Here is a 25,380-nt window from a genome sequence, read left to right on the forward strand (position 1 = left end):
GGTGGTCCTCACCTTCTGAAAAAGCGTATGGCACATTGCCGCTATCACGCTCTTTTTTTGACACTACCATAACGACAAGACGTTTAATTGACGTTTTCCCGTGTTACATAAATGACAGTCGCGTTTTATTTATTTTCCGATACATTAAATATCGTTTTAAAACAGATACTTAATGCTGTTGATGATGGTCATCATGGAAAGCGTCAAATAGTTGTTTTTTGTTAATAAATGACTGAAAAAACCGACGAACGGTAGTGTGGTGAGACGAAAAGCTAATGCCTTTTTGCCATTACCTGCTACGGCCACGAGGGTTCCGAAGGCGAAACTGAGCAGTCGGACGGTTTTTTTGACGCTTTGCTGCAGCTTGAAAACTGTTGAAATTGATCGGTTTTTTCAAAATTATGGCTGGCGAGGCGGGATGGGTAGCGCCGGTTACGACCAGGCGGGCGTCAGACTAAAGTCGGGTTGGGAGGGTAGGGGCTATCTGCCATCATTGCCGGTCTTCATTGATTCAATCAATTCAGCTGGCGATCACAGATTCGCTGGATGAATTTCACCTGGGTCTTTTCTTTACCTCGCGTCACTGATTTGCTGCTGGAGCCTGTTCATGCGTCCCCCTTTCCCTTTACTCAATCCGTGCCCGTTGCTGGGCCTCGGCGCTGCCGTGCTGTGCGTGGGTTTTGCCCCCCTGGCCAATGCGGCGGGTTTTTTCGAAGACAGCAGCGCCAAGCTGGAATCGCGCACGATCTACTTCAACCGGGACTTTCGCGACGGCCACACCAGCACTGACCAGGGCGCGTCCAAGCGTGAAGAATCGGCCCAGGGCTTTATTCTCAACCTGCAATCGGGCTACACCGAGGGCACCGTGGGGTTCGGCCTGGACGCCCTGGGCATGCTGGGGATCAAGCTCGATTCCAGCCCCGACCGCAGCAACAGCGGCCTGCTGCCCTCCAGCGGTCACGACCCGCGGGGCTCGGCGGACCAGTACGCCAAGCTGGGGTTGACCGCCAAGGTCCGGGTCTCGCAGACAGTATTCAAGTACGGCGCCCAGTTGCCGGACCTGCCACTGCTCAAGTACAACGACGGGCGCCTGCTGCCCACCATGTTCAACGGCGCGGTGCTGACTTCCCGGGAGGTCAAGGACCTGACCCTGACCGCGGCCCGCTTGAACCGCTACACCGCGCGGGACTCCAGCGATGCCCAGGACATCCGCGTGCACTGCAAGAACAAGCGCTACGCCTGCAACACCACGGCGGATCACTTCGACACCTATGGGGTGGACTACAAGTTCAACGACCGCCTGACCGGCCAGTACCACTACGCCGAGCTGGAAGACATCTACCGTCAGCATTTTGTCGGCCTGCTGGCCAACCAGCCCCTGGGGCCCGGCGTGCTCAAAGGCGACCTGCGCTTGCTCAAGAGTGCCGACACCGGCGCCGAGCGCGCCGGCGGTATCGACAACCGCGCCCTGAGCACCATGCTCGGCTACAGCGTGGCTGGGCACGTGTTCAGTGCCGGCTGGCAGCGCATGTACGGCGACAACTCCATGCCTTACCTGGATGGCAGCAACCCGTACCTGGTGAACTACGTGCAGGTCAACGACTTCGCCGCGATCCAGGAGCGTTCCTGGCAACTGCGCTATGACTACGACTTCAAGGCCATTGGCCTCAATGGCTTGAGCTTCCTGACCCGCTACGTCAGCGGCGACCACATCAAGGTCCCGGGCAGCCTGCGCGAAGGCCGCGAATGGGAGCGCGACAGCGAGCTCAAGTACGTGGTGCAGAGCGGCACCTTCAAGGACGTGAGCCTGCGCCTGCGCAACGCCACCTACCGCAGCAACTACCAGAAGATCGCCCGCGACATGGACGAAACCCGCCTGATCGTCAGCTACAACTTCTCGCTGCTCTGACCGACGACCCTCGTAGAAGCTGGCCAGCGAAGGCGGTACCCGCAATTGCGCAAGGCTTGCGGGGCTCTTCGCCGGCAAGCCGGCGGCTACGGGAGTTGATGGCGGTACGGCAGGTCCGGGCCGGTGCGGGTGCAGGTCTGGGCCGCGGCGTTGACGGCGAAACGCAGCAGGGCGTCGGTCTGTTCGCGATCGAGCTGTTCAAGGCCCTGGGGGGAATCCAGGCCCTGTTCGGTCAGCCAGGTGATCAGCGCGGCCTGGAAGGTATCTCCGGCACCTACGGTGTCGGCAACCTCCACCCGGGGTGCGTCCACCGACCAGCTGCCATGCCCACGGCTGAACACCGTCGCGCCCTGGCTGCCACGGGTCAGGAACACCAGCCGGGCATTGCCTTGCAGCCAACCCTGGATCAGCGTTTCGGGCGCCTGCCCGGGGTACAGCTGGGCCAGGTCTTCGTCGCTGACCTTGATCAGGTCGGCATGGCCGGCCAGTTCGGCGATGCGCTGGCGCCACAGCTGGATATCCGGCTGCGGGTTGAGCCGTACGTTGGGGTCCAGGCTGATCAGCCGCTGCCCGCGCTCACGGCGCACCAGGGCCAGCAAGGTATCGGCAATCGGCTGCACCACCAAGGCAAACGAGCCGATATGCAGCCCGCGCACCTGTGCGTCGAGCTGCGGCAGGTGCTCTTCTTGCAACTGGCGATCGGCACAGCCCTCGCCGCGGAAGCTGTAGTGGGGCGAGCCATCGGCGCCCACGGCCACCATGGCCAGAGTGGTCGGGGCGTCGAATTCCCGCAGGTAGCGGGTGTCCACGCCTTCGTTTTCCAGCACCCGCCGCAGGCGCTGGCCCAGGTAGTCCCGGGACAGCCCGGCCAGCAGGGCGACATCGACGCCCAGGCGGCGCAGGCCCACTGCCACGTTGAACGGCGAGCCCCCGGCGATCGCCTGGAACGTCACTTTACTGGCCGGGGCCCCGGCCTCATCTGCGCTGAAAAAGTCGAACAGCGCTTCGCCACACACCAGATACATAGTCATTCGCTCTTCAAAGGCTTGCCAGCTGCTGTCGATAGCGCTGGTACACCGGTTCGTAGGCCGCCACGTGTTCGGCCCGGGGCTGGGTTTCGCTGCCCGGGTCGAGGCGCACGCAGCGCTCGCAGAGTTGTTGCAGGTCCAGGTCCGGATCGTCCTGCCGGCCATGGCACCAGGCTGCCTGGATCGCCGCGCCCAAGGCGGCGGCTTCGGCCTCCCGGGGGCAGATCACCGGGGCGTGCATGATATCGGCGACCATCTGCCGCCACAGCAGACTTTTCGCACCGCCGCCGATCAGCCGGATGCTCTGGCTGTGCAGGCCGGCTGCGCGCAACAGGTCCAGGCCGTAACGCAAACCGAAGGTGGTGCCTTCCACCACCGCGCGGCACAGGTTGGCCGGGGTCAGGTTGTCCAGGGTCATGCCGTGCAGGCTGCCCTGGGCCTGGGGCAGGACGGGCACTCGCTCGCCGTTGAAGAACGGCAGCAGGCACAGCCCCTCGGCCCCGATGGGGGCCTGCTCCAGCCGCTGGTTGAAAGCGGCCAGGTCCAGGCCCAGCAGTTCGCGCACCAGGGTGGTGGCGTTGGTCAGGTTCATGGTGCAGATCAGCGGCAGCCAGCCACCGCTGGACGAACAGAAGGTGGCCACTGAAGGCTCGGGGCTGATCAGCGGGCGCTCGGCGTAGGCATACACGGTGCCGGAAGAGCCCAGGCTCATGGTGATGATTCCGGGCTGGATATTGCCGGTGCCGATGGCCCCCAGCATGTTGTCGCCACCGCCGCTGGCCACCCAGGCATCCGCGCTGATCCCCAGTTGCCGGGCGACCGGCCCAAGGATCCGGCCCACAGGCTGGTGCGCTTCGAGCAACGGCGGCAAGGCCCGCTCCAGGCGCCCGCTGGGGTCGATATGAGCCAGCAGGGCGCGGTCCCAGTCGCGCCTGCGCACATCGAAATAGCCACTGCCCGAGGCATCGCCGTACTCGCTGCAGCAGCGCCCGGTCAGCCAGAAATTGAGGTAGTCGTGGGGCAGCAGGATATGCGCAATGCGCTGGAACAGTTCCGGGTGCTGCTCCCGGGTCCAGAGCAGCTTCGACACCGTGTAGCCCGGGGCAATGGCCAGCCCCAGGCGCTCCAGGGAGCCCTGGGTGCCCCCCAGCCAGTCCAGCAGGCGCTGGTTTTCAGCGCTGCTTTGGGTATCGCACCACAGCTTGGCCGGGCGCAGCACCTGACCCTGGTCATCCAGCAGCACCAGACCGTGCTGCTGAGCGCCAACCCCGACACCGAGCACCTGTCGGCCATCCACCCCGGCCGCCTGCAAGGCCTGCCGGGTGGCGCTGGTGCAGGCTTGCAGCCACTGCGCGGGGTCCTGTTCGCGGCAGCCATTGGCGCCGCTGATCAGGCTGTGGGGCGCAGCGCCCCGGCCCAGGACGGTGCCGCTCAGGCTGTCGAGGATCAGCGCCTTGGTGCCCTGGGTGCCGCAATCGAGGCCGAGAAAAAGCGCGGTTTGAGTCATCGTCGCTCCTGGTGTGGTTGATTACTGTCGAGCTGTAGCCGCTGCCGAGCCTGAGGCGAGGCTGCGCGAAGGCCAGCAGGGCCTTGCCTGGTGATCTCCAGCCGAACCGCCGCATCTCCTTCGACGCAGCGCCGCCCAGGCCGTTCGCGGCCTGCGGCAGCGGCTACACAGGCCTGGCCAACAACCGCTCCAGCGTCTTGCTCACGCCATGTTCGCGCAAGCTGTTGAAGCAGCGCTCGAAGGCCTCGACAAATGCACTGGAGTGGGGAATCGCCGAGCCGAAGATTTCTTCCACCGCCAGCAAACGCTGGGTCAGCAAGGTATCGTCGGCCACCAGGGCCTGGCAGAACTCGGCCCGTGGGTCGGGAACCCGGTAGCTCAGGCCATTCTCGTCCACGCCCTTGAGGTACAGGGCCCAGGCCGCCACCACCAGGGCGGCACGCTCGGTATCACGGCCATCGGCGATCAACCGGTTGATGGTAGGCACGGTGAACTTGGGAAACTTCGACGAACCGTCGCTGCACACCCGCTCCAGCTGGTCGGCGATCGCCTGGTTGGAGAAGCGCTGGACCAGGGTGTCCTTGTAGGCCGTCAGGTCAATGCCCGGTACCGGCGCCAGTTGCGGGGTGACGTCCAGGTCCATGTAGGCGCGCATGTAGGCGACGAACAGCGGGTCGTTCATGGTTTCGTGGACGAAGCGGTAGCCCTTGAGAAAGCCCAGGTAGGTCAGGGCCAGGTGGCTGCCGTTGAGCAGCTTGATCTTCATCTCCTCATAGGGCGTGACGTCGTCGGTGAACTGCACGCCGACCTGTTCCCAGGCCGGCCGGCCGTTGCAGAACTTGTCTTCCAGGACCCATTGCACAAAGGGCTCGCAGACGACCGGCCAGGCATCGTCGATGCCGTGCTCATCGTGCAGTTGCAGGCGGTGGGCGGTGCTGGTCATGGGGGTGATGCGGTCGACCATGGCGTTGGGAAAGCTCACGTGGCGCTCGATCCAGTCATGCAGGTCGGCGTCGCGGCGGGCGGCGAAGGCCAGCAGCGCCTTGCGGGTCACCGCGCCGTTGTGGGGCAGGTTGTCACAAGACATCAGGGTAAAGGCCGGGACCCCCGCCGCCCGGCGCCGGGCCAGGGCCGCGCAGAGAAAGCCGAATACCGTGCGCGGCTGTTGCGGATGGGCCAGGTCGTGCTGGATCTGCGGCAGGTGCAGCATGAACTCGCCCGTGCTGTCGTCGATGCAGTAGCCGCCCTCGGTGATGGTCAGGGAGACGATGCGGATCTCCGGGCTGGCCAGCTTGTCGATCAGTGCCTGGGCGTTGTCCTCGGCCAGCAGCATCTGGCTGATGGCGCCGATCACCCGCACCTCGTGGCCGTCGCCATCGCCCAGCTCGTACAGGGTGTAGAGGTAGTCCTGGCCGGCCAGATCGTCCCGCGCGCGGCGGTCTTCGGAGCGCAGGCCGACCCCGCAGATGCTCCAGTCCAGGCCCTGGCCCAGGTTCATCAGGGCATCGGTGTAATAGGCCTGGTGGGCCCGGTGAAAGCCTCCGACGCCAATGTGCGCGATGCCCTGGCGGGTGGCAGTGACGGTGTAGGCGGGTACCCGCACCTGGGGCGGCAGTTGGCTGAGGTTCAAGCGTTTGAGTTTCATGCAGGGTTCTCTGGGGTCAGGCGGCGGCGCGCAGGGGGCGGGACACGGCGACCCCCTGGGCATCGAATAGATGGCAGTGCTGGGGGGCCAGGTGCAGGTGCAGCTGTTCGCCGTAGCGGCTCGCCAGGTCACCGCGGATACGCAAGGTCAGGGCTTCACCGCAACGGCTGCGAACATGGCAGAAGGTGTCGCTGCCCAGGCGCTCGGCCACGTCGCTGGTGACTGCCAGGCTGCCCGGGCCGGGCTCGCCCAGCTCCAGATGCTCGGGGCGGATGCCCAGGGTCACCTCGCTGCCCGGGCTCAGTTGCGCACCGCTCTGCTCCAGGCGCAGGCGTGCCCCGGCATCCAGCTGGACCTCGCAGCCCTGGCCGTCGACGTGGCTGATGCGGCCCTTGAGAAAGCCCATCTTCGGCGTGCCGAGAAAGCCTGCGACAAACAGGTTGGCCGGACGATGGTAGAGCTCCAGGGGCGAGCCCACCTGTTCCACCCGGCCACCATTGAGCACCACCACCTTGTCTGCCAGGGTCATGGCTTCTACCTGGTCGTGGGTCACGTAGATCATGGTGGCCTGCAGTTCCTTGTGCAGGCGCGCCAGCTCCAGGCGCATCTGCACCCTCAGGGCGGCATCGAGGTTGGACAGCGGTTCGTCGAACAGGAAGATTTTCGGGTTGCGCACAATGGCCCGGCCAATGGCCACGCGCTGGCGCTGGCCGCCGGACAGCTGCTTGGGCTTGCGTTCGAGCATCGGCCCCAGTTCCAGGATGCGCGCCGCCTCGTCGACCTTCTGCTGCACCAGGGCCTTGTCGACCCCCGCCAGGTCCAGGGCGAAGGACATGTTCTTGCGCACGCTCATGTGCGGGTACAAGGCGTAGGTCTGGAACACCATGGCCAGGTCGCGCTTGGCCGGGCTGACTTCGGTGATGTCGCGACCGTCCAGCTCGATGCTGCCGCCGCTGACTTCCTCCAGCCCGGCGATCAGCCGCAGCAGGGTGGACTTGCCGCAGCCCGAGGGGCCGACGAAGACCACGAACTCCTTGTCGTTCACCTCAAGGTCGATGCCCTTGATGATGTCGAAGCCTTCGAAGCCTTTTTGCAGGTTGTTGATTTTCAGGTGAGCCATGGGATGTCTCCGCAATTTCAGAGTTACTTCACCGCGCCAAAGGACAGGCCGCGCACCAATTGCTTCTGGCTGATCCAGCCGAAGATCAGGATCGGCGCGCAGGCCAGGGTCGAGACCGCCGAGAGCTTGGCCCAGAACAGCCCTTCGGGGCTGGAGTAGGAGGCGATCAGCGCGGTCAGCGGGGCGGCGTTGGAAGAGGTCAGGTTCAGTGACCAGAAGGCCTCGTTCCAGCACAGGATCAGCGACAGCAGTGCAGTGGAGGCCAGGCCACCCTTGGCGATGGGCATCAGCACCCGCAGCATTTCCTGGGCCAGTGTGGCGCCGTCCAGGCGGGCGGCTTCGAGGATGTCCCGGGGGATGTCCTTGAAGTAGGTGTAAACCATCCACACCACGATCGGCAGGTTGATCAGGGTGTAGATCACGATCAGCGCGATGCGCGTATCCAGCAGGCCGAAACTCTTGGCCAGCAGGTAGATGGGCATCAGCACGCCCACCGGCGGCAGCATCTTGGTGGAGAGCATCCACAGCAGGGTGCGCTTGGTGTTGCGGGTTTCAAAGAAGGCCATGGAGTAGGCCGCCGGCACCGCGATCAGCAGGCACAGGGCGGTCGCGCTGAAGGAAATCACTACCGAGTTCCAGGCGAAGGCCAGGTAGTTGCTGCGCTCGTTGATGTGCAGGTAGTTCTCGAGCGTTGGCGTGAAGATGAATTGCGGCGGCGTGGCAAAGGCGTCGATCTCGCTCTTGAAGCTGGTCAGCACCATCCAGAAGATCGGGAAGAAGATCAGGATCGCGATGGCCCAGGCCAGGGTGCCCAGTAGCAGGCTTTGCAGGCGTCGGGATTGTTGCAGGGTCATGGCGGCCACCTCAGCTCTGGTCAGTCAGGTTCTTGCCGATCATCCGCACCAGGATGATCGCGGCGATGTTGGCGATGACCACGGCGATCAGCCCACCGGCCGACGCCATGCCGACGTCGAACTGCACCAGGGCCTGGTTGTAGATCAGGTACGCCAGGTTGGTGGAGGCATAGCCCGGGCCGCCGTTGGTGGTGGTGAAGATCTCGGCGAACACCGACAGCAGGAAGATGGTCTCGATCATCACCACCACGGCAATCGGCCGAGCCAGGTGCGGCAGGGTCAGGTGCCAGAAGATGGCGACGGGCCCGGCACCGTCGAGGCGCGCGGCTTCTTTCTGTTCCTGGTCCAGGGACTGCATGGCGGTCATCAGGATCAGGATGGCGAACGGCAGCCACTGCCAGGAGACGATGATGATGATCGACAGCAGCGGGTAGTGCGCCAGCCAGTCCACCGGCTGGGCGCCGAACAGTTTCCACAGCGCGGCGAGGAGCCCCGACACCGGGTGGAAGATCAGGTTTTTCCAGATCAGCGCACCCACCGTGGGCATGATGAAGAACGGCGAGATCAGCAGCACCCGGACGATGCCCCGGCCGAGGAACTCGCTGGCCTCCAGCAGGGCGCTGATCAGTACCCCGAACACCACGCTGATCAGCAATACGCTGCCCACCAGCAACAGGGTGTTGGTGGCCCCGGGCACGAAGCCCGAATCACTGAGGAAGTAGCTGAAGTTCTCCAGGCCGACGAACTGGTTCTCGCCGGGGTACAGCAGGTTGTAGCGGATCAGTGAAAAGTACAGGGTCATGCCCAGGGGCACGATCATCCACAGCAGCAACAGCGCCACCGAGGGGCTGACCAGGAACCAGCCGGGGTTGGCCAGGCGGCTTTCGCGAGGCGCCGCCTGCGGTTGCACATGCAGCTTGGCAGTCGAGGTATTCATAAGGTTCACAACCAGTTGGGTACAGGGGGCGCGACACGGCGCTGGCACGGCCGGGCTGCCTGTAGGAGCTGGCTTGCCAGCGAAGGCGTCCTTGGATACTGCGCAAGACGCAAGGGCCTCTTCGCCGGCACGCCGGCTCCTACAGGGAGTGCCGGGTTATTTCGGGTAGCCGGCGCGCTTCATTTCCCGTTCGGTGCTCTGCTGCGCGGCCGCCAGGGCCTGGTCCACCGTGGTCTGGCCGATCAGGGCGGCGGAAAACAGCTTGCCGACCTGGGTGCCAATGGCCTGGAACTCGGGGATGGTGACCAGTTGGATGCCGACGTAGGGCACGGGCTTTAGGGTGGGTTTGCTCGGGTCGGCGGCCTTCAGCGATTCCAGGGTGACCCTGGCGAACGGCGCGGCCTGCATGTAGGCGTCGCTGTAGGTGGAGGCGCGGGTGCCCGGCGGCACATTGGCGATGCCATCCTTCTCGGCCACCAACGCGGCGTACTGCTTGGAAGTGGCCCAGGTGGCGAAGGTCCTGGCGGCGTCCTTGGCCTTGGAACTGGCGGGGATCGCCAGGGACCATGAGTACAGCCAGGCGCTGCCCTTGTCGGTGACCTGGTGCGGCGCGTAGGTGAAGCCCACATGGTCGGCGACCTTGCTCTGGCTCTTGTCGGTGACGAAAGAGCCGGCCACGCTGGCGTCGACCCAGATCGCGCACTTGCCGCTGTTGAACAGCGCCAGGTTCTCGTTGAAACCGTTGCTCGAAGCCCCGGGCGGGCCGGACTTCTTCATGTTGTCGACATAGAAGGTCAGGGCGTTCTTCCACTGCGGCCCGGTGAACTCCGGCTGCCACTTCTCATCGAACCAGCGCGCCCCGTAGCTGTTGGCCAGGGTGCCGATCAGCGCCATGTTTTCGCCCCAGCCGGCCTTGCCCCGCAGGCACAGGCCGTATTGCTCCTGGTCGGGCTTGTTGAGCTTGGCGGCGAATTCGCCGATCTGCTCCCAGGTCGGCCGCTCGGGCATGCTCAGGCCGGCCTCCTTGAACAGGTCGGTGCGGTAGTAGGTCATGGAGCTTTCGGCGTAGAACGGCAGGGCATAGAGAGTGCCCTTGACCGACAGGCCTTCGCGCACCGAAGGGAAGACATCGTCCAGCTCATAGCTGGCCGGCAGGTCCTGCATCGGTTGCAGCCAGCCCTTGGCGCCCCAGAGTGCGGCTTCGTACATGCCGATGGTGAGCACGTCGAATTGGCCGCCCTGGGTGGCGATGTCGGTGGTCAGGCGCTGGCGCAGCACGTTCTCTTCCAGCACCACCCAGTTCAGCTTGATGTCCGGGTGCTCGGCCTCGAAGGTCTGGGACAGGCGCTGCATGCGGATCATGTCGCTGTTGTTGACGGTGGCGATGGTCAGGGTCTGGGCGCCAAGGGTGACGCTGCTGAGGGTCATGCAGGTGGTGAGGAGCAGGGCTTTGCTGCAGGGTTTCATCGTTCACTCCTGTCCTGCGCCGGCGAGGGCTGCAGAAGGGCGGTTATTGTTGTTATGTCTTCCTCTGCCGAGGAAGAAGGTGGGCTGATTACAGCCCTCAAACGCAGTGCTGACAAATCATCCCTGACACTTGAATTGATACTTTTTTGCACTGGCCCGCCAAAGGGGCCTTGGCTTGGGCAGACGCTCTGCGGGACTCGCTGGCGCTTGGGCCTGTTCGCGGCCTTGCAGATGCGTATTGGTTTTGCCCGGCAGGAGGGGTTGCCACTTAGCCCAAAGCCCACTGGCTTTTTCCCGGTCACTGCCTAAGATGGCCGTCCCAGGACTGAGTAAACCGTTGGCCGCGATGTCGGAAAAAGACACCATCTCCATGCAACTGGTGCGCGAGGCGCTGCTGCAAAGCTGCGCTCCGGGCGCCGCCACCGATGAAGTGCTGCACAAGGTCGGGATCGACCCGGCGGGCCTGCAGCAGGGCACGGCGCGGGTGCCGGCCAGTGCCTATGCACGGCTCTGGCGTCTGCTGGCGCGGCGCCTGGACGATGAGTTCTTCGGCATGGACCCGCGCCGCCTGAAGTCCGGCAGCCTGGCCTTCCTCTGCCGCTCGGCCATGGCCCAGCCGACCCTGGCCAGTGGGCTGAACTCGGTGCTGGGCTTTCTGACGTTGATGTTCGAGCGCATGCCGGCGCAACTGGTGCACCAGCAGAGCCTGGCGGAAATCGTCCTGCTGGAGGATGAACACGAGCCGCGGCGGGCCTTTACCTACTTCACCTACTGGATGATTGTCCACGGCGTGGCCTGCTGGCTGGCGGGCCGGCGCATTCCGATCCTGGCCATCGAGCTGCGCTGCCCGCAGCCGGATTTCTGTGACGACTACCGGGTGATGTTCTCCGACAACCTGCGTTTCGAGCGGCCGCGCACCCGGATGATCATCGCCGCCGACTGCCTGGACCTGCCGATCAAGCGCAGCGAGGAAGAACTCAAGCGCTTCCTGGCCCATGCCCCCGCCAACATCCTGGTCAAGTACCGCGACCCCGAGAGCCTGGCCAGCCGCATCAAGCAGCAGTTGCGGCAACTGCCCGGGGAGCAGTGGCCCGAGAGCGAAAGCCTGGCCCAGAGCCTGTGCATGTCCGCCTCGACCTTGCGCCGGCGCCTGGCCGAAGAGGGCCAGAGCTACCAGGCGCTCAAGGACAGCGTGCGCAAGGAGCTGGCGATTGTCTGGCTGGCCGAGCCGCAGATCAGCTTTGCCGAGATTGCCGGGCGCCTGGGGTTTGCCGACACCAGCTCGTTCTACAAGGCCTTTCGCAAATGGTCCGGTTCCAACCCCGGGCATTACCGCAGCCTGATCCTCAACGACCCGCACCTCTCGTAGGAGCCGGCTTGCCGGCGAAAGGGCCCGCAAGGCTTGCACCGTCCGGGCCGACGCCTTCGCTGGCAAGCCAGCTCCTACACAGGCGGTAACCCCATCCCCCCGTAGGAGCCGGCTTGCCGGCGAAGAGGCCCGCAAGCCTTGTACCGCCCGGGCCGACGCCTTCGCTGGCAAGCCAGCTCCTACACAGACGGTAACCCCCATCCCCCGTAGGAGCCGGCTTGCCGGCGAAGAGGCCCGCAAGTCTTGCACCGCCCGGGCCGACGCCTTCGCTGGCAAGCCAGCGCCTACGGCAATTTCAGGTGCCGCCGCCAACCGGGGCGGGGCGTGCTCTTGGCCAAACCGGTCACGCAACTTGATAGCTTTGACCATTGTTCCGCGAGGGCTCTGGCGCCAGTATTTCCCTGATTTTCATGAGGTTCCCATCCTAATAAGAACAGTGAGGGATTCTGGCAATGCGCAACTACCTGTCTGCTATCAAGGAATTCGATTATCAGCACACCATGGCGTCGGCCCTGGCGGGCTCGCTCTCAGCCCTCAATGCCTGCGTCGAGTGCTGTGACCGGCATGCCTTGCCCGGGCGCATCGCGCTGTTCTGGGAAGGCCGGGACGGCAGCAGCGCCAGCTACACCTTCACTGAACTGCAGGACAAGGCCGGGCGCCTGGCCAACTTCTTCCTGGCCCAGGGGGTCGGCAAGGGCGACAAGGTCGCCGGGCTGCTGCCACGCAATGTTGAACTCTTGATCACGGTGCTGGCCACCTGGCGCATTGGTGCGGTGTACCAGCCGCTGTTCACCGCCTTCGGCCCCAAGGCCATCGAGCACCGCCTCAACAGCTCCAAGGCCAAGCTGGTGGTCAGCGACGCGGTGAACCGGCCCAAGCTGGCGGAAGTCGCCGAGTGCCCGACCATCGTCACGGTCGCAGGCGCCAAGGGCCAGGGCATCGTGCGTGGCGATTTCAGCTTCTGGGCCGAACTGGAGCAGTACCCGGCCCAGTGCGAGCCCGTGCTGCTGACCGGCGAAGACCCATTCCTGCTGATGTTCACCTCGGGCACCACCGGCCCCTCGAAAGCCCTGGAAGTACCGCTCAAAGCGATTGTGGCGTTCCAGGCCTACACCCGCGACGCCGTGGACCTGCGCCCGGAAGACGCCTTCTGGAACGTCGCCGACCCGGGCTGGGCCTACGGCATCTACTTCGGCGTCACCGGCCCCTTGGGCCTGGGCCACCCGATCACCTTCTACGATGGCCCCTTCACCCTGGAAAGCACCTGCCGGGTGATCAACAAGTACGGCATCACCAACCTCACCGGTTCGCCCACTGCCTATCGCCTGCTGATCGCTGGCGGCGACCAGTTCGCCCGTTCGGTCAAGGGGCGCCTGCGTATCGTCAGCAGCGCCGGCGAGCCGCTCAACCCCGAAGTCATCCGCTGGTTCGCCGAACAACTGGGCGTGGTGATCCACGACCACTACGGCCAGACCGAGCTGGGCATGGTGCTGTGCAACCATCACGGCCTGGAGCACCCGGTGCATGTCGGCGCCGCCGGTTTCGCCTCACCGGGCCACCGTATCGTGGTGCTGGATGAGCACTACCAGGAACTGGGCGTCGGCCAGCCGGGGATTCTGGCCATCGACCGCAGCCAGTCGCCCATGTGCTGGTTCGCCGGGTACGCCGGGGTGCCGACCAAGGCCTTTGTCGGCAACTACTACTTAAGCGGCGACACCGTGGAGCTGAACCAGGACGGCAGCATCAGCTTCGTGGGCCGCAGCGACGATGTGATCACCACCTCCGGCTACCGGGTCGGCCCGTTCGACGTGGAAAGCGCACTGATCGAACACCCGGCCGTGGTGGAAGCGGCGGTGGTCGGCAAACCCGATCCGGAGCGCACCGAGCTGGTCAAGGCCTTCGTGGTGCTCAGCGAGCAGTACCGCGCCACCGATGAGCTGGCAGAAGAGTTGCGCCAGCACGTGCGCAAGCGCCTGGCGGCCCATTCCTACCCCCGTGAAATTGAATTTGTCAGCGAATTGCCGAAGACCCCAAGCGGCAAATTGCAGCGCTTTATCTTGCGCAACCAGGAAATCGCCAAGGCTCAAGAGGCCGCGGCGTCAACAGCTACCGCATGAACAGGATTTGAATGATGGACATTGCAAACCAGGTGTTTCTCGTCAGTGGCGGCGCTTCCGGCCTGGGAGCCGCCAGCGCCGAAATGCTGGTCGCCGCCGGCGCCAGGGTGATGCTGGTGGACCTCAATGCCGAGGCCGTGGCGGCCAAGGCCCAGCAGCTGGGCTGCCAGAGCGTGGTGGCCGACATCAGCCAGGAAGCCGCGGCCGAAGCGGCGGTGCAGGCCACGGTCAAGGCCTTTGGCGGGCTCAACGGCCTGGTCAACTGCGCCGGCATCGTGCGTGGCGAGAAAATCCTCGGCAAGAACGGCCCCCACGCCCTGGCCAGCTTCAGCCAGGTGATCAACGTCAACCTGATCGGCAGCTTCAACCTGCTACGCCTGGCAGCAGCAGCCATTGCCGAAAGCCCGGCCAATGCCGATGGCGAACGCGGGGTGATCATCAACACGGCGTCCATCGCCGCCTTCGACGGGCAGATCGGCCAGGCGGCCTACGCCGCCTCCAAGGGCGCCATCGCCAGCCTGACCCTACCGGTGGCCCGGGAGCTGGCACGCTTCGGCATCCGGGTGATGACCATCGCCCCGGGTATTTTCGAAACCCCGATGATGGCCGGCATGAGCGACGAAGTGCGGGCTGGCCTGGCCGCCGGCGTGCCATTCCCGCCACGCCTGGGCAAGCCCGCCGAGTACGCCGCGCTGGTGCGGCATATCATTGAAAACAGCATGCTCAACGGCGAGGTGATCCGTCTCGACGGCGCCTTGCGCATGGCCGCCAAGTAAGGAGGATTCATCATGTCCATTGCCCAAGATCCGATTGTCATCGTCAGCGCCGTCCGTACCCCCATGGGCGGTTTCCAGGGGGACCTCAAAGGCCTCAGCGCGCCGCAACTGGGGAGCGAAGCCATTCGCGCCGCAGTCCAGCGCGCCGGCATTGCACCGCAGGCGGTCGAAGAAGTGCTGTTCGGCTGCGTGCTGTCCGCCGGCCTCGGCCAGGCCCCGGCCCGTCAGGCCGCCCTGGGCGCCGGCCTGGACAAGGGCACCCGCTGCACCACCCTGAACAAGATGTGCGGTTCCGGCATGGAGGCCACCATCCTGGCCCACGACATGCTGCTGGCCGGCAGTGCCGAGGTGGTGATCGCCGGTGGCATGGAAAGCATGTCCAACGCCCCGTACCTGCTGGACCGCGCTCGCAGCGGCTACCGCATGGGCCACGGCAAGGTGCTGGACCACATGTTCCTCGACGGCCTGGAAGACGCCTACGACAAGGGCCGCCTGATGGGCACCTTCGCCGAGGATTGCGCCGAGGCCAACGGCTTTACCCGCCAGGCCCAGGACGATTTCGCCGTGGCTTCCCTGACACGTGCCCAGCAGGCGATCAAGGACGGCCTGTTCAAGGACGAGATCGTTCCCCTGCAGGTGATGGTGGGCAAGGAGTCGAAGCTGATCAGCGACGACGAGCAGCCGCCCAAGGCCAAGCTGGACAAGATCCCCACCTTGAAACCGGCGTTCCGCGACGGTGGCACCGTGACTGCGGCCAACTCCAGCTCGATCTCCGACGGCGCCGCGGCCCTGGTGCTGATGCGCCGCTCCGAAGCTGACAAGCGCGGCCTCAAGCCCTTGGCAGTGATCCACGGTCACGCGGCCTTCGCCGATACCCCCGGGCTGTTCCCGGTGGCCCCGGTGGGTGCCATCGAGCGGCTGATGAAGAAGACCGGCTGGTCGTTGAACGAGGTCGACCTGTTCGAGATCAACGAAGCCTTCGCCGTGGTCAGCCTGGTGACCATGAGCAAGCTGGAAATCCCCCACGCCAAGGTCAACGTGAACGGTGGCGCTTGCGCCCTGGGCCACCCGATCGGCGCTTCGGGTGCGCGGATCCTGGTGACCCTGCTGTCGGCCCTGCGCCAGAAAGGCCTCAAGCGTGGCGTGGCCGCGATCTGCATCGGCGGTGGTGAAGCCACGGCCATGGCTGTTGAATGCCTGTAACGAGGAATCCCGATGTTGCCCAATGACGAACAACTGCAGATCAGCGACGCGGCCCGGCAATTCGCCCAGGAGCGCCTCAAGCCTTTCGCCGCCGACTGGGACCGCGAGCACCGCTTTCCCAAGGAAGCCATTGCCGAGATGGCCGAGCTGGGCTTCTTCGGCATGCTGGTGCCCGAGCAGTGGGGCGGGTGCGACACCGGCTACCTGGCCTATGTCATGGCCCTGGAGGAAGTCGCCGCCGGTGATGGCGCCTGTTCCACCATCATGAGCGTGCACAACTCGGTGGGCTGCGTGCCGATCCTCAAATTCGGCAACGATGACCAGAAGGAGCGCTTCCTCAAGCCCCTGGCCAGTGGCGCCATGCTCGGCGCCTTCGCCCTGACCGAACCCCAGGCCGGCTCCGATGCCAGCAGCCTGAAGACCCGGGCCCGCCGCGACGGCGACCACTATGTGCTCAACGGCTGCAAGCAGTTCATCACCTCCGGGCAGAACGCCGGGGTGGTGATCGTGTTCGCGGTCACCGACCCGGCGGCCGGCAAGCGCGGCATCAGCGCCTTTATCGTGCCCACCGACTCGCCGGGCTATAAGGTCGCGCGCATCGAGGACAAGCTCGGCCAGCACGCCTCCGACACCTGCCAGATCCTCTTCGAGGATGTGAAGGTGCCGCTGGCCAACCGCCTGGGCGAGGAGGGCGAGGGCTACAAGATCGCCCTGGCCAACCTGGAGGGCGGGCGCGTGGGCATTGCCTCGCAATCGGTGGGCATGGCCCGTGCCGCGTTCGAAGCGGCGCGCGATTACGCCCGTGAGCGCGAAACCTTCGGCAAGCCGATCATCGAGCACCAGGCCGTGGCCTTCCGCCTGGCGGACATGGCCACCCAGATCGCCGTGGCGCGGCAGATGGTGCACTACGCCGCGGCCCTGCGTGACAGCGGCAAGCCGGCGCTGGTGGAGGCCTCGATGGCCAAGCTGTTCGCCTCGGAAATGGCCGAGAAGGTCTGTTCCGCGGCCTTGCAAACCCTGGGTGGCTATGGCTATTTGAGCGACTTCCCGGTGGAGCGGATCTACCGCGATGTGCGCATCTGCCAGATCTACGAAGGCACCAGCGACATTCAGCGCATGGTCATTTCGCGCAACCTCTGACTTTTAGCAGGAGCTGATTCATGAGCTACGAAACCATTTTGTTGGACATCAAGGGCCGGGTCGGCCTGATCACCCTCAACCGTCCCCAGGCGCTGAACGCCCTCAATGCACAGATCGTCGGCGAGGTGAACCAGGCCCTGGATCGCCTGGAAGCCGACCCGCAGATCGGCTGCATCGTCATCACCGGTTCCAAGAAGGCCTTCGCCGCCGGCGCCGACATCAAGGAAATGGCCGAGCTGAGCTACCCGCAGATCTACCTCGACGACCTGTTCAGCGACAGCGACCGCGTGGCCAACCGGCGCAAGCCGATCATCGCCGCGGTCAACGGCTTCGCCCTGGGCGGCGGTTGCGAACTGGCGCTGATGTGCGACTTCATCCTGGCTGGCGACAACGCCAAGTTCGGCCAGCCGGAAATCAACCTCGGCGTGCTGCCGGGCATGGGCGGCACCCAGCGCCTGACCCGCGCGGTAGGCAAGGCCAAGGCCATGGAAATGTGCCTGACCGGGCGTTTTATCGACGCCGTTGAAGCCGAGCGTTGCGGCATTGTCGCGCGCATCGTGCCGGCCGATGAACTGGTGGAAGAAGCGCTGAAGGTGGCCGCTGTGATCGCCGGCAAATCGATCCCGGTGAGCATGATGATCAAGGAAAGCGTGAACCGCGCCTTCGAAGTCAGCCTGTCCGAGGGCGTGCGCTTCGAGCGCCGGGTATTCCACGCCGCCTTCGCCACCCAGGACCAGAAAGAAGGCATGGCCGCCTTCATCGCCAAGCGTGATCCGCAGTTCAAGGATCAGTAACCACACCGCTCCTGGCAGGACGCGGTGTTCAGCCAGCGTCCCTGCACCTTCAACCGCGGCGCTTAGCTGCGGTTGATGGACACTCCCCCCTCAACCAGCATCGCCGTCCCGCTGACGAAACTGGCGGCGTCCGACGCGAGGAACAGCGCCGCGCGGGCAATTTCCTCGGGACGGGCGAGGCGCTTGAGGGCATGCAGGTTTTCGACAAAGGCGCGTTTCTCGGGGGTGTCGGTGGCTGCGCGGCCCATTGGCGTGTCGGTGCCTCCAGGCAGTAGCGCGTTGGCGCGAATGCCATGGGGGCCTTCTTCAGCCGCGATCACCTGGGTCAAGCCGATCAGCGCGGCCTTGCTCGCGGCATATGCCGCCATACCGGGAAAACCGACGTGGTGCCCGACAAAGCTGGAAGTGAAAATGATCGACCCTGCGCCTCGACTGCGCAGAGCAGGCAACTGGTACTTGGCCCCGAGAAAGGCACTGGTCAAGTTGCAGTCGAGCACGGCCTGCCACTGGTCCAGGGTCAGCTCGGAGACTGACCGGGTTTCACCGGTCATTCCGGCGTTGTTGAAGGCGATATCCAAGCCACCGAAACGCTCCAACGCCAGCGCCACAAGACGCTCGGCCAGTGCCTCGCTGCGAATGTCACCGGCAACCCCGAGGGCCTCGCCACCGGTTTGCTGGATCTGTGCGACCAACGCATCCAGTGCGTCGCCCTGGCGGCCGGTCACTATCAGGCGCGCGCCCTCTTGGGCGAACAGCCGGGCGGCAGCCTGGCCGATTCCCGAGGTGGCTCCCGTCACAATCGCGACTTTGTCTTGCAGTTGTTTCATGATTGACCTCCTTTGCATGAGCGTTGAGCCAACCATAGGCCGCTCGGGACGGCGCGGAACTCCGGATCTTGCGTTGAATATGTTTTCGAACGCACCGTGGCCAACGGCCGCCTACCCACCTGCTTGACAGCACACAACCGAGTTTGTGGGGCCTCTTGCACCACAGATCGCGCTTAGTGAGGAGGGCGGCAATGCGAGCAAAAAAAATCGCAGCCGGGGCTGCGATTTTTGGTTTGCGGCGCTGTTGCCTACAGCTGGTAATGCTTGAGTTCGCGAGCAATCAGCAGGCGCTGGATCTCGCTGGAGCCTTCGTAGATCTGGGTAATTCGCGCATCGCGGTAGTAGCGTTCCACCGGGTAGTCTTCCAGGTAGCCGTAGCCGCCATGGATCTGCATGGCCGAGGAGCAGACCTTCTCGGCCATTTCCGAGGCGAACAGCTTGGCCTGGGAAGCCTCCGACAGGCACGGCTGGCCGGCGCTGCGCAGGCGCGCGGCGTGGAGGATCAGCAGGCGGGCGGCGTTCAGGCGGGTGTGCATGTCGGCCAGCAGGTTGGCGATGCTCTGGTGTTCGATGATCGGCTTGTCGAACTGCACCCGTTCCCGGGCGTAGGCCAGGGCTGCTTCAAAGGCGGCGCGGGCAATGCCCAGGGCCTGGGCGGCGATGCCGATGCGCCCACCTTCGAGGTTGGACAGCGCGATGGCCAGGCCCTTGCCCCGTTCACCCAGCAGGTTGGCCTCGGGGATGGTGCATTGGTTGAGGGTCACGGCGCAGGTGTCGGAGGCGCGGATGCCCATCTTGTGTTCGGTGCGGTCGACGATGAAGCCCGGGGTGTCGGTGGGCACCAGGAACGCCGACAGGCCTTTCTTGCCCAGTTCCGGGTCGGTCACTGCAAATACGATGGCCAGTTGCGCGCGCTTGCCGTTGCTGACGAACTGCTTGGCGCCGTTGATTACCCACTGGCCGTCGCGCAGTTCGGCGCGGGTGCGCAGGTTGTGCGCCTCGGAGCCGGCCTGGGGTTCGGTCAGGCAGAAGCAGCCGATGGCTTCGCCGGCGGCCAGGCGTGGTAGCCATTGCTGCTTTTGTTCCTGGCTGCCGTAATTGAGGATCGGCCCGCAGCCCACCGAGTTGTGGATGCTCATCAGGGCCCCGGTGGCGCCGTCGCCGGCAGCGATTTCTTCCACTGCCAGGGCATAGGCCACATAGTCCAGGTAGCTGCCGCCCCATTCCTCGGGAACCACCATGCCCAGCAGGCCCAGTTCGCCCATCTTGCGCACCAGGCCATCGTCGATCCAGCCGGCCTTTTCCCAGGCCTGGGCATGGGGGGCGATCTCGCCTCGGGCGAAGTCCCGGGCCATGTCGCGGATCATCACTTGCTCTTCGGTCAGTTCAATGTCGTGCATGAGTTCAGCTCCCGCTGCCGTCAAAACCGCTGAAGAAGCTCGCCACCCGATCGGCGTCGAGGGCCGCCAGGGTGGGCGGATTCCAGTGCGGAGTCTTGTCTTTGTCGATGATCAGGGCGCGTACGCCTTCCATCAGGTCGCCCCGCTCGAACCACTGTCGGTCCAGGTGCAGTTCCAGGGCGAAGCATTGTTCCAGTTTCAACTGGCGGCCGCGGCGCAGCATGTCCAGGGTCACGGCCATGGCCAGGGGAGAGCGGGTTTCCAGCAGGTCGGCGGTGGCCTTGGCCCATTCGTGGCTGTCGGCCACCGTGACGCTGCGCAGTTGCTCGACGATGCTGGGTACGTCCGCCAGGGCGAAGAAGTGATCGATGGCCGGGCGCAGGACTTCCAGCGGCGCATCGGGCAGGCTCTGCACCGCCAGCTTGGCCAGCAGGCCTTGCAGGTCCTTGAGGGGCGAGTCGCTCCAGTGCAGGCGGTCCAGGCGCTGGTTCAGCAGGTCCAGCTTGCTGCTGTCCAGGTGCCAGTCGGCCAGGCCGCAGTACAGGGCATCGGCGGCGCGGATCTGCACGCCGCTGACTCCGAGATAGATCCCCAGCTCGCCGGGTATGCGCGAGAGGAAATAACTGCCGCCAACATCCGGGAAGTAACCGATGGCCACCTCCGGCATCGCCAGGCGGCTGCGCTCGGTGACTACCCGCAGGTCGGCGCCTTGCACCAGGCCCATGCCGCCACCCAGGACAAAACCGTCCATCAGCGCCAGCACCGGCTTGCGGTAGTGGTGGATGGTCAAGTCAAGGGCATATTCCTCGACGAAGAAGTCTTGGTGCAGGCTGTCGCCGCTGTGGTAGCTGTCGTACAGCGAGCGGATATCGCCGCCGGCGCAGAAAGCCTTGTCGCCCGCGCCACGCAGGACGACGGCGTGGATCAACGGATCCTGGGCCCAGTGGTCCAGGTGCTGCTGCAAGGTGCGGACCATCGACAGGGTGATGGCGTTGAGGCCGGCGGGGCGGTTTAGGGTCAGGTAGCCGATGTGGTTGCGCACCTCGACCAACACTTCGTCCGGGGTGGCGTCGCAGGCCTGGCTCGCCTGGGATGAAACCTGAGCAGTCATCACTAACTCCCTGCTTTTATTGTTTTTTATATGAGGCTCGCGCGCGAGCATCGGCGGATCGTAGCAGTGCAAATTTGCCAATTACAACCCGGAAAGCTGCAGGTCGACTGTGCATTTTTGCATGACAAAAAAACGCGCGCCGGCCTTGCGCAACCGCTCTGGACCAAGGCGTAGAGCCTTGGCGACAGAATCGGCTGTGAAATAGCCGTGATCAGCCGATCCCGGCTGTTTCAGGCGCCCCTTACGACACCTGGGCCACTTCGGCAGTTGGCATTCTGGCGCTCCGTTGCAGCGTAGACCGCGGCAACCAGGAACGGGTTCGGCTCTGCGCGCCAAACCCGGCCAATAACAACAAGAACCCGACTGCGGCGACCCCGCATCCACTCTCTGCCCCTGTCACAAGTGGGGCCTGGCATTGCCGCCGGGCCCCTATAAATCCAAATAATCCGGGACTCTGACGATGACTAAACACTGGCTGGCTGTGCCGTTACTGGCAATTGCGTGCGTTTCCATGGGCGCCAGCGCCAAGGAATGGAAAGAACTGCGCTTTGGCGTCAACCCGAGCTATCCACCCTTTGAATCCACCACGGCAGACGGCGGTGTGCAGGGCTTCGGTGTCGACCTGGGCAACGCCATCTGCGCCGAGCTCAAGCTCAAGTGCGTGTGGGTCAGCAACGACTTCGACGGCCTGATTCCGGCACTCAAGGCCGGCAAGTTCGACGCCATCGAGTCCTCCATGACCGTTACCGATGCGCGGCGCAAGCAGATCGACTTCAGCGACCGGCTGTACGCCGGCCCCACGGCCATCGTCACGCGCAAGGGCTCGGGCCTCGAACCCACCGGCGAATCGCTAAAGGGCAAGACCCTGGGCTACATGCAGGGCACCGTCCAGGAAACCTACGCCAGGGCCAAGCTGGGCCCGGCGGGGGTCAAGCTGCGGGCCTACCAGAACCAGGACCAGGTCTATGCCGACCTGGTCTATGGCCGGCTGGACGCCTCGATCCAGGACAAGCTGCAAGCGCAGATGAGTTTCCTCGCATCGCCCCAGGGCGCCGACTTCGAGAACAGCGTCGGCATCAGCGACCCTCTGGTGCCGTCGGAGATCGCCATTGGCCTGCGCAAGGACCAGGACGAGCTCAAGGCCATGCTCAACGGCGCCATCCAGGCCCTGCATGAGAAGGGCATCTACGCCCAGATCCAGCGCAAGTACTTCGGCGACCTCGACCTCTACAACAACTGATCGCCCACGGCGGGCCCCGGGACTGTTACCCAGTGTCCCGGGCCCGGCCGTGGCCCGAGCAAGGTGATTGGCGTGAATACCTTTCTGACTCTGTTGGGCCTGGACCTCGAGGTCCTGCAAGGCTATGGGCCGCTGTTGCTGCACGGCGCCTGGATGACCCTGAAACTCTCCGCCCTGGCGCTGCTGGTGAGCATGCTCCTGGGGTTGCTGGGGGCGGCGGCCAAGCTTTCGCCGCTGCGCCTGCTGCAGATCCCGGCGACCTGCTACACCACCTTGATCCGCGGCGTACCGGACCTGGTGCTGATGCTGCTGATTTTCTACAGCCTGCAGGGCTGGCTCACGGCCCTGACCGAACTGCTGGACTGGCCCTATATGGAGATCGACCCCTTCGTGGCCGGGATCGTGACCCTGGGCTTCATCTACGGCGCCTATTTCACCGAGACCTTTCGCGGGGCAATCCTCAGCGTGCCCCGGGGCCAGCAGGAAGCCGCGGCGGCCTTCGGCCTGAGCCGCATGCAGCGCTTTCGCCACGTGGTGTTCCCGCAGATGATGCGCTTCGCCTTGCCGAGCCTGGGCAATAACTGGCTGGTGCTGCTCAAGGCTACGGCGCTGGTGTCGATCATCGGTCTCACCGACCTGGTCAAGGTGGCCCAGGAAGCCGGCAAGAGCACCTTCAACATGCTGGATTTCCTGCTCCTGGCGGCGGCCCTGTACCTGCTGATCACCAGCGCCTCGAACCAGTTGCTGCGACGCCTGGAACGGCACTACAACCAGGGCGTGCGAGGGCTGTCGCGATGATCGAACTGATCCAGCAATACTGGCGGCCGTTTCTGTTCACCGACGGCGAGACCCTTACCGGGCTGGCCATGACCCTGTGGCTGCTGGTGGCCAGCCTGGCCATGGGTTTTGTCCTGTCGCTGCCCCTGGCCATTCTGCGCACCTCGCACTGGGCGCTGCTGCGCTGGCCGGTGCAGCTGTTCACCTATGTGTTTCGCGGCACGCCTTTGTACATCCAGTTGCTGATCTGCTACAGCGGCCTGTACGGCATCGCCGCGATACGCCAGCAGCCGTTGCTCGAAGTCTTTTTCCGCGATGCCATGAACTGCACCTTGCTGGCTTTCACCCTGAACACCTGCGCCTATACCGTGGAGATCTTCGCCGGGGCCATCCGCAGCATTCCCTATGGCGAGATCGAGGCAGCCCACGCCTATGGCCTGAGCGGCTGGCGCCTGTACTGGCGGCTGATCCTGCCTTCGGCCCTGCGCCGGGCGCTGCCGTACTACAGCAACGAGGTGATCCTCATGCTGCACGCCACCTCGGTAGCCTTCACCGCCACCATCCCGGACATCCTCAAGGTGGCCCGGGACGCCAATGCCGCCACCTTCATGACCTTCCAGGCCTTCGGCATCGCCGGCCTGTTGTACCTGGGGCTGTCCTTCGGCCTGGTGGCGGCCTTCCGCCTGGCGGAGCGGCGCTGGCTGAGCTTCCTCGGCCCGGCTCACTGACGCTCCTTTCCTCTTTTTTCTATCCAGAACCTTGCTGCCAGCGGCGGGGTTCCAGGAGTCTGCGATGTACAAATTGACGGTTGAAAATCTCTACAAGCGTTTTGGTGACAACGAGGTGCTCAAGGGCGTCTCGTTGAAGGCCCGGGCCGGAGACGTGGTGAGCATGATCGGCGCCAGTGGCTCGGGCAAGAGCACCATGCTGCGCTGCATCAACTTCCTGGAGCGGGCCGATGCCGGGGCCATTGCCCTGGATGGCGAGGCGATTGTCACCCGCGAGGCCCCAGGCGGCATGCAGGTGGCCAGCCCGGCCCAGTTGCAACGCCTGCGCACGCGCCTGGCCATGGTGTTCCAGCACTTCAACCTGTGGAGCCACCTCAGCGTGCTGGAGAACATCATGCTGGCGCCGTGCCGGGTGCTCGGCATTGGCCGCAAGGAGGCCGAAGCCAGTGCCCGGGCCTACCTGGACAAGGTGGGCTTGGCGCAACGGGTGGCCGAGCAGTACCCGGCGTTCCTGTCCGGTGGCCAGCAACAGCGGGTGGCGATCGCCCGGGCCCTGGCGGTGGAGCCGCAGATCCTGCTGTTCGACGAGCCGACCTCGGCGCTGGACCCGGAACTGGTGGGGGAGGTGCTGAAGGTGATCCAGGCCCTGGCCGAAGAAGGGCGGACCATGCTCATGGTCACCCATGAAATGGGCTTTGCCCGACAAGTGTCGAGCCAGGTGTTGTTCTTGCATCAAGGGCGGGTCGAGGAGCAGGGTAGCCCGGCGATTCTCGACCAGCCGCAGAGTGAACGTTTGCAGCAGTTTCTATCCGGCCGTTTGAAGTGAGGGAAGACATCCATGGCGGACATCCGCGACCTGTCGATCGTGCTTGACCGAATCGACCAGGCGATCATCGAGGTTCTGCGCCACGAAGGGCGCATCACCTACCAGAAACTCTCCGAGCGCGTGCACCTGACCCCCAGGCCGTGCCTGGAACGGGTGCGCAAGCTGGAGCAGCTCGGGGTCATCCGTGGCTACGGGGCCATCCTCGATGAAAAGAAACTCACCCCGGGGCTGTCGCTGCTGGTGCTGGTGGCCTTGTCCAACCAGAGCGGGCGGGCGGCGCAGAAGGCCTTCGAGGCCAAGGTCCGCGCCTGCCCCCAGGTGCTGGAATGCCGGCTGATCAGCGGCGCCTTCGACTACAGCCTGCGCATGCGCTGCCGGGACATGGAGCACTACCGGGTGCTGACCGAAGTCTGGTTCGACGACCCGGATCTGCACATCGACAAACTGGTCAGCCACCCTGAACTGGCGATGGTCAAGACCGGCATGGAATAACCCCCGTTGCGCCCCCACCCTAGGAGCCGGCTTGCCGGCGAACAGGCCCGCAAGCCTTGCACCGCTCGCAAGATCGCCTTCGCTGGCAAGCCAGCTCCTGCTGGCCGCATGTC

At 64.7% G+C, this 25,380-nt stretch carries 22 protein-coding genes; 12 read left to right on the forward strand and 10 right to left on the reverse strand.

Annotated features, from left to right (window positions below):
- The first annotated feature begins 607 nt into the window (after nt 1–607).
- Nucleotides 608–1,909, forward strand: a complete 1,302-nt coding sequence (locus tag KCG88_RS04930; protein WP_047286623.1) for an OprD family porin — start codon at nt 608–610, stop codon at nt 1,907–1,909.
- Nucleotides 1,910–1,995: 86 nt separating this feature from the next.
- Here KCG88_RS04930 and KCG88_RS04935 read toward each other — a convergent pair whose 3' ends face one another.
- The 7 genes from KCG88_RS04935 to KCG88_RS04965 all read right to left on the reverse strand — a co-directional run bounded on the left by KCG88_RS04935 (nt 1,996) and on the right by KCG88_RS04965 (nt 10,428).
- Nucleotides 1,996–2,934: a carbohydrate kinase gene (locus KCG88_RS04935; RefSeq protein WP_047286621.1), complete on the reverse strand. Its 939-nt coding sequence runs from the start codon at nt 2,932–2,934 to the stop codon at nt 1,996–1,998.
- Between the two features lie 13 nt (nt 2,935–2,947).
- The gene (xylB, locus tag KCG88_RS04940; RefSeq protein WP_210711875.1) at nt 2,948–4,444 is read right to left on the reverse strand and encodes a xylulokinase; all 1,497 of its coding nucleotides are present in this window, start codon (nt 4,442–4,444) and stop codon (nt 2,948–2,950) included.
- Between the two features lie 163 nt (nt 4,445–4,607).
- On the reverse strand, nt 4,608–6,089 hold the full coding sequence (locus KCG88_RS04945) for a mannitol dehydrogenase family protein (RefSeq protein ID WP_210711876.1): 1,482 nt from the start codon (nt 6,087–6,089) through the stop codon (nt 4,608–4,610).
- A 16-nt stretch (nt 6,090–6,105) separates the two neighbouring features.
- On the reverse strand, nt 6,106–7,209 hold the full coding sequence (gene ugpC, locus KCG88_RS04950; protein ID WP_210711877.1) for a sn-glycerol-3-phosphate ABC transporter ATP-binding protein UgpC: 1,104 nt from the start codon (nt 7,207–7,209) through the stop codon (nt 6,106–6,108).
- Nucleotides 7,210–7,232: 23 nt separating this feature from the next.
- A complete protein-coding gene (locus KCG88_RS04955; protein WP_011061359.1) occupies nt 7,233–8,063 on the reverse strand; it encodes a carbohydrate ABC transporter permease in 831 nt (276 codons plus the stop codon).
- A gap of 10 nt (nt 8,064–8,073) precedes the next feature.
- Nucleotides 8,074–9,000: a sugar ABC transporter permease gene (locus KCG88_RS04960; protein WP_210711878.1), complete on the reverse strand. Its 927-nt coding sequence runs from the start codon at nt 8,998–9,000 to the stop codon at nt 8,074–8,076.
- Nucleotides 9,001–9,156: 156 nt separating this feature from the next.
- Nucleotides 9,157–10,428: a sugar ABC transporter substrate-binding protein gene (locus KCG88_RS04965; protein ID WP_241774739.1), complete on the reverse strand. Its 1,272-nt coding sequence runs from the start codon at nt 10,426–10,428 to the stop codon at nt 9,157–9,159.
- 385 nt (nt 10,429–10,813) lie between these two features.
- On the opposite strand from KCG88_RS04965, the gene KCG88_RS04970 reads away from it, so the two are divergent.
- The 6 genes from KCG88_RS04970 (at nt 10,814) to KCG88_RS04995 (ending at nt 17,866) form a co-directional block, all read left to right on the forward strand.
- Nucleotides 10,814–11,836: an AraC family transcriptional regulator gene (locus KCG88_RS04970; RefSeq protein ID WP_047336905.1), complete on the forward strand. Its 1,023-nt coding sequence runs from the start codon at nt 10,814–10,816 to the stop codon at nt 11,834–11,836.
- 452 nt (nt 11,837–12,288) lie between these two features.
- Nucleotides 12,289–13,953, forward strand: coding sequence for an AMP-binding protein (locus tag KCG88_RS04975; protein WP_047286608.1), 1,665 nt, complete (start codon nt 12,289–12,291; stop codon nt 13,951–13,953).
- Nucleotides 13,954–13,967: 14 nt separating this feature from the next.
- Nucleotides 13,968–14,729: an SDR family NAD(P)-dependent oxidoreductase gene (locus KCG88_RS04980; protein ID WP_011061354.1), complete on the forward strand. Its 762-nt coding sequence runs from the start codon at nt 13,968–13,970 to the stop codon at nt 14,727–14,729.
- Nucleotides 14,730–14,741: 12 nt separating this feature from the next.
- Nucleotides 14,742–15,932 (forward strand): acetyl-CoA C-acyltransferase, encoded by a 1,191-nt coding sequence (locus KCG88_RS04985; RefSeq protein WP_210711879.1) that lies wholly within the window; start codon nt 14,742–14,744, stop codon nt 15,930–15,932.
- A 12-nt stretch (nt 15,933–15,944) separates the two neighbouring features.
- Nucleotides 15,945–17,072: an acyl-CoA dehydrogenase gene (locus KCG88_RS04990; protein ID WP_011061352.1), complete on the forward strand. Its 1,128-nt coding sequence runs from the start codon at nt 15,945–15,947 to the stop codon at nt 17,070–17,072.
- Nucleotides 17,073–17,092: 20 nt separating this feature from the next.
- Nucleotides 17,093–17,866 carry an enoyl-CoA hydratase gene (locus KCG88_RS04995; protein ID WP_011061351.1) on the forward strand — a complete coding sequence of 258 codons (774 nt, stop codon included), beginning with the start codon at nt 17,093–17,095 and terminating at the stop codon, nt 17,864–17,866.
- Nucleotides 17,867–17,928: 62 nt separating this feature from the next.
- On the opposite strand, the gene KCG88_RS05000 is transcribed toward KCG88_RS04995, so the two are convergent.
- From KCG88_RS05000 to KCG88_RS05010, 3 genes are all read right to left on the reverse strand, one after another.
- Nucleotides 17,929–18,693: an SDR family oxidoreductase gene (locus KCG88_RS05000; RefSeq protein WP_210711880.1), complete on the reverse strand. Its 765-nt coding sequence runs from the start codon at nt 18,691–18,693 to the stop codon at nt 17,929–17,931.
- Between the two features lie 248 nt (nt 18,694–18,941).
- Nucleotides 18,942–20,093 carry an acyl-CoA dehydrogenase family protein gene (locus KCG88_RS05005; RefSeq protein ID WP_011061350.1) on the reverse strand — a complete coding sequence of 384 codons (1,152 nt, stop codon included), beginning with the start codon at nt 20,091–20,093 and terminating at the stop codon, nt 18,942–18,944.
- A 4-nt stretch (nt 20,094–20,097) separates the two neighbouring features.
- Nucleotides 20,098–21,204: an enoyl-CoA hydratase/isomerase family protein gene (locus KCG88_RS05010; protein ID WP_210711881.1), complete on the reverse strand. Its 1,107-nt coding sequence runs from the start codon at nt 21,202–21,204 to the stop codon at nt 20,098–20,100.
- Nucleotides 21,205–21,664: 460 nt separating this feature from the next.
- Here KCG88_RS05010 and KCG88_RS05015 point away from each other — a divergent pair, with 460 nt between their 5' ends.
- From KCG88_RS05015 to KCG88_RS05035, 5 genes are all read left to right on the forward strand, one after another.
- A complete protein-coding gene (locus KCG88_RS05015; RefSeq protein ID WP_210711882.1) occupies nt 21,665–22,444 on the forward strand; it encodes a transporter substrate-binding domain-containing protein in 780 nt (259 codons plus the stop codon).
- A 72-nt stretch (nt 22,445–22,516) separates the two neighbouring features.
- Entirely contained in the window at nt 22,517–23,242 is a 726-nt protein-coding gene (locus tag KCG88_RS05020) for an ABC transporter permease subunit (RefSeq protein WP_011061347.1), read from the forward strand.
- Complete coding sequence (locus tag KCG88_RS05025; RefSeq protein WP_210711883.1) at nt 23,239–23,949, forward strand: ABC transporter permease; 711 nt, start codon at nt 23,239–23,241, stop codon at nt 23,947–23,949. The genes KCG88_RS05020 and KCG88_RS05025 overlap by 4 nt, the downstream gene beginning before the upstream one ends.
- 64 nt (nt 23,950–24,013) lie before the next feature.
- Nucleotides 24,014–24,775, forward strand: a complete 762-nt coding sequence (locus KCG88_RS05030) for an ATP-binding cassette domain-containing protein (protein ID WP_047286597.1) — start codon at nt 24,014–24,016, stop codon at nt 24,773–24,775.
- Nucleotides 24,776–24,787: 12 nt separating this feature from the next.
- Nucleotides 24,788–25,267, forward strand: coding sequence for an Lrp/AsnC family transcriptional regulator (locus KCG88_RS05035; RefSeq protein WP_011061344.1), 480 nt, complete (start codon nt 24,788–24,790; stop codon nt 25,265–25,267).
- Nucleotides 25,268–25,380 lie beyond the last annotated feature (113 nt).

This window comes from Pseudomonas sp. MWU349, from assembly GCF_017947325.1.
Classification (GTDB): Bacteria; Pseudomonadota; Gammaproteobacteria; order Pseudomonadales; family Pseudomonadaceae; genus Aquipseudomonas; species Aquipseudomonas protegens.

What these genes read in the sequence shown, in the direction of transcription:
- KCG88_RS04930 (WP_047286623.1), top strand. Translation starts at nt 608, where the DNA reads ATGCGTCCCCCTTTCCCTTTACTCAATCCGTGCCCGTTGCTGGGCCTC.
- KCG88_RS04935 (WP_047286621.1), bottom strand. Translation starts at nt 2,934, where the DNA reads ATGTATCTGGTGTGTGGCGAAGCGCTGTTCGACTTTTTCAGCGCAGAT.
- xylB (WP_210711875.1), bottom strand. Translation starts at nt 4,444, where the DNA reads ATGACTCAAACCGCGCTTTTTCTCGGCCTCGATTGCGGCACCCAGGGC.
- KCG88_RS04945 (WP_210711876.1), bottom strand. Translation starts at nt 6,089, where the DNA reads ATGAAACTCAAACGCTTGAACCTCAGCCAACTGCCGCCCCAGGTGCGG.
- ugpC (WP_210711877.1), bottom strand. Translation starts at nt 7,209, where the DNA reads ATGGCTCACCTGAAAATCAACAACCTGCAAAAAGGCTTCGAAGGCTTC.
- KCG88_RS04955 (WP_011061359.1), bottom strand. Translation starts at nt 8,063, where the DNA reads ATGACCCTGCAACAATCCCGACGCCTGCAAAGCCTGCTACTGGGCACC.
- KCG88_RS04960 (WP_210711878.1), bottom strand. Translation starts at nt 9,000, where the DNA reads ATGAATACCTCGACTGCCAAGCTGCATGTGCAACCGCAGGCGGCGCCT.
- KCG88_RS04965 (WP_241774739.1), bottom strand. Translation starts at nt 10,428, where the DNA reads ATGACCCTCAGCAGCGTCACCCTTGGCGCCCAGACCCTGACCATCGCC.
- KCG88_RS04970 (WP_047336905.1), top strand. Translation starts at nt 10,814, where the DNA reads ATGTCGGAAAAAGACACCATCTCCATGCAACTGGTGCGCGAGGCGCTG.
- KCG88_RS04975 (WP_047286608.1), top strand. Translation starts at nt 12,289, where the DNA reads ATGCGCAACTACCTGTCTGCTATCAAGGAATTCGATTATCAGCACACC.
- KCG88_RS04980 (WP_011061354.1), top strand. Translation starts at nt 13,968, where the DNA reads ATGGACATTGCAAACCAGGTGTTTCTCGTCAGTGGCGGCGCTTCCGGC.
- KCG88_RS04985 (WP_210711879.1), top strand. Translation starts at nt 14,742, where the DNA reads ATGTCCATTGCCCAAGATCCGATTGTCATCGTCAGCGCCGTCCGTACC.
- KCG88_RS04990 (WP_011061352.1), top strand. Translation starts at nt 15,945, where the DNA reads ATGTTGCCCAATGACGAACAACTGCAGATCAGCGACGCGGCCCGGCAA.
- KCG88_RS04995 (WP_011061351.1), top strand. Translation starts at nt 17,093, where the DNA reads ATGAGCTACGAAACCATTTTGTTGGACATCAAGGGCCGGGTCGGCCTG.
- KCG88_RS05000 (WP_210711880.1), bottom strand. Translation starts at nt 18,693, where the DNA reads ATGAAACAACTGCAAGACAAAGTCGCGATTGTGACGGGAGCCACCTCG.
- KCG88_RS05005 (WP_011061350.1), bottom strand. Translation starts at nt 20,093, where the DNA reads ATGCACGACATTGAACTGACCGAAGAGCAAGTGATGATCCGCGACATG.
- KCG88_RS05010 (WP_210711881.1), bottom strand. Translation starts at nt 21,204, where the DNA reads ATGACTGCTCAGGTTTCATCCCAGGCGAGCCAGGCCTGCGACGCCACC.
- KCG88_RS05015 (WP_210711882.1), top strand. Translation starts at nt 21,665, where the DNA reads ATGACTAAACACTGGCTGGCTGTGCCGTTACTGGCAATTGCGTGCGTT.
- KCG88_RS05025 (WP_210711883.1), top strand. Translation starts at nt 23,239, where the DNA reads ATGATCGAACTGATCCAGCAATACTGGCGGCCGTTTCTGTTCACCGAC.
- KCG88_RS05030 (WP_047286597.1), top strand. Translation starts at nt 24,014, where the DNA reads ATGTACAAATTGACGGTTGAAAATCTCTACAAGCGTTTTGGTGACAAC.
- KCG88_RS05035 (WP_011061344.1), top strand. Translation starts at nt 24,788, where the DNA reads ATGGCGGACATCCGCGACCTGTCGATCGTGCTTGACCGAATCGACCAG.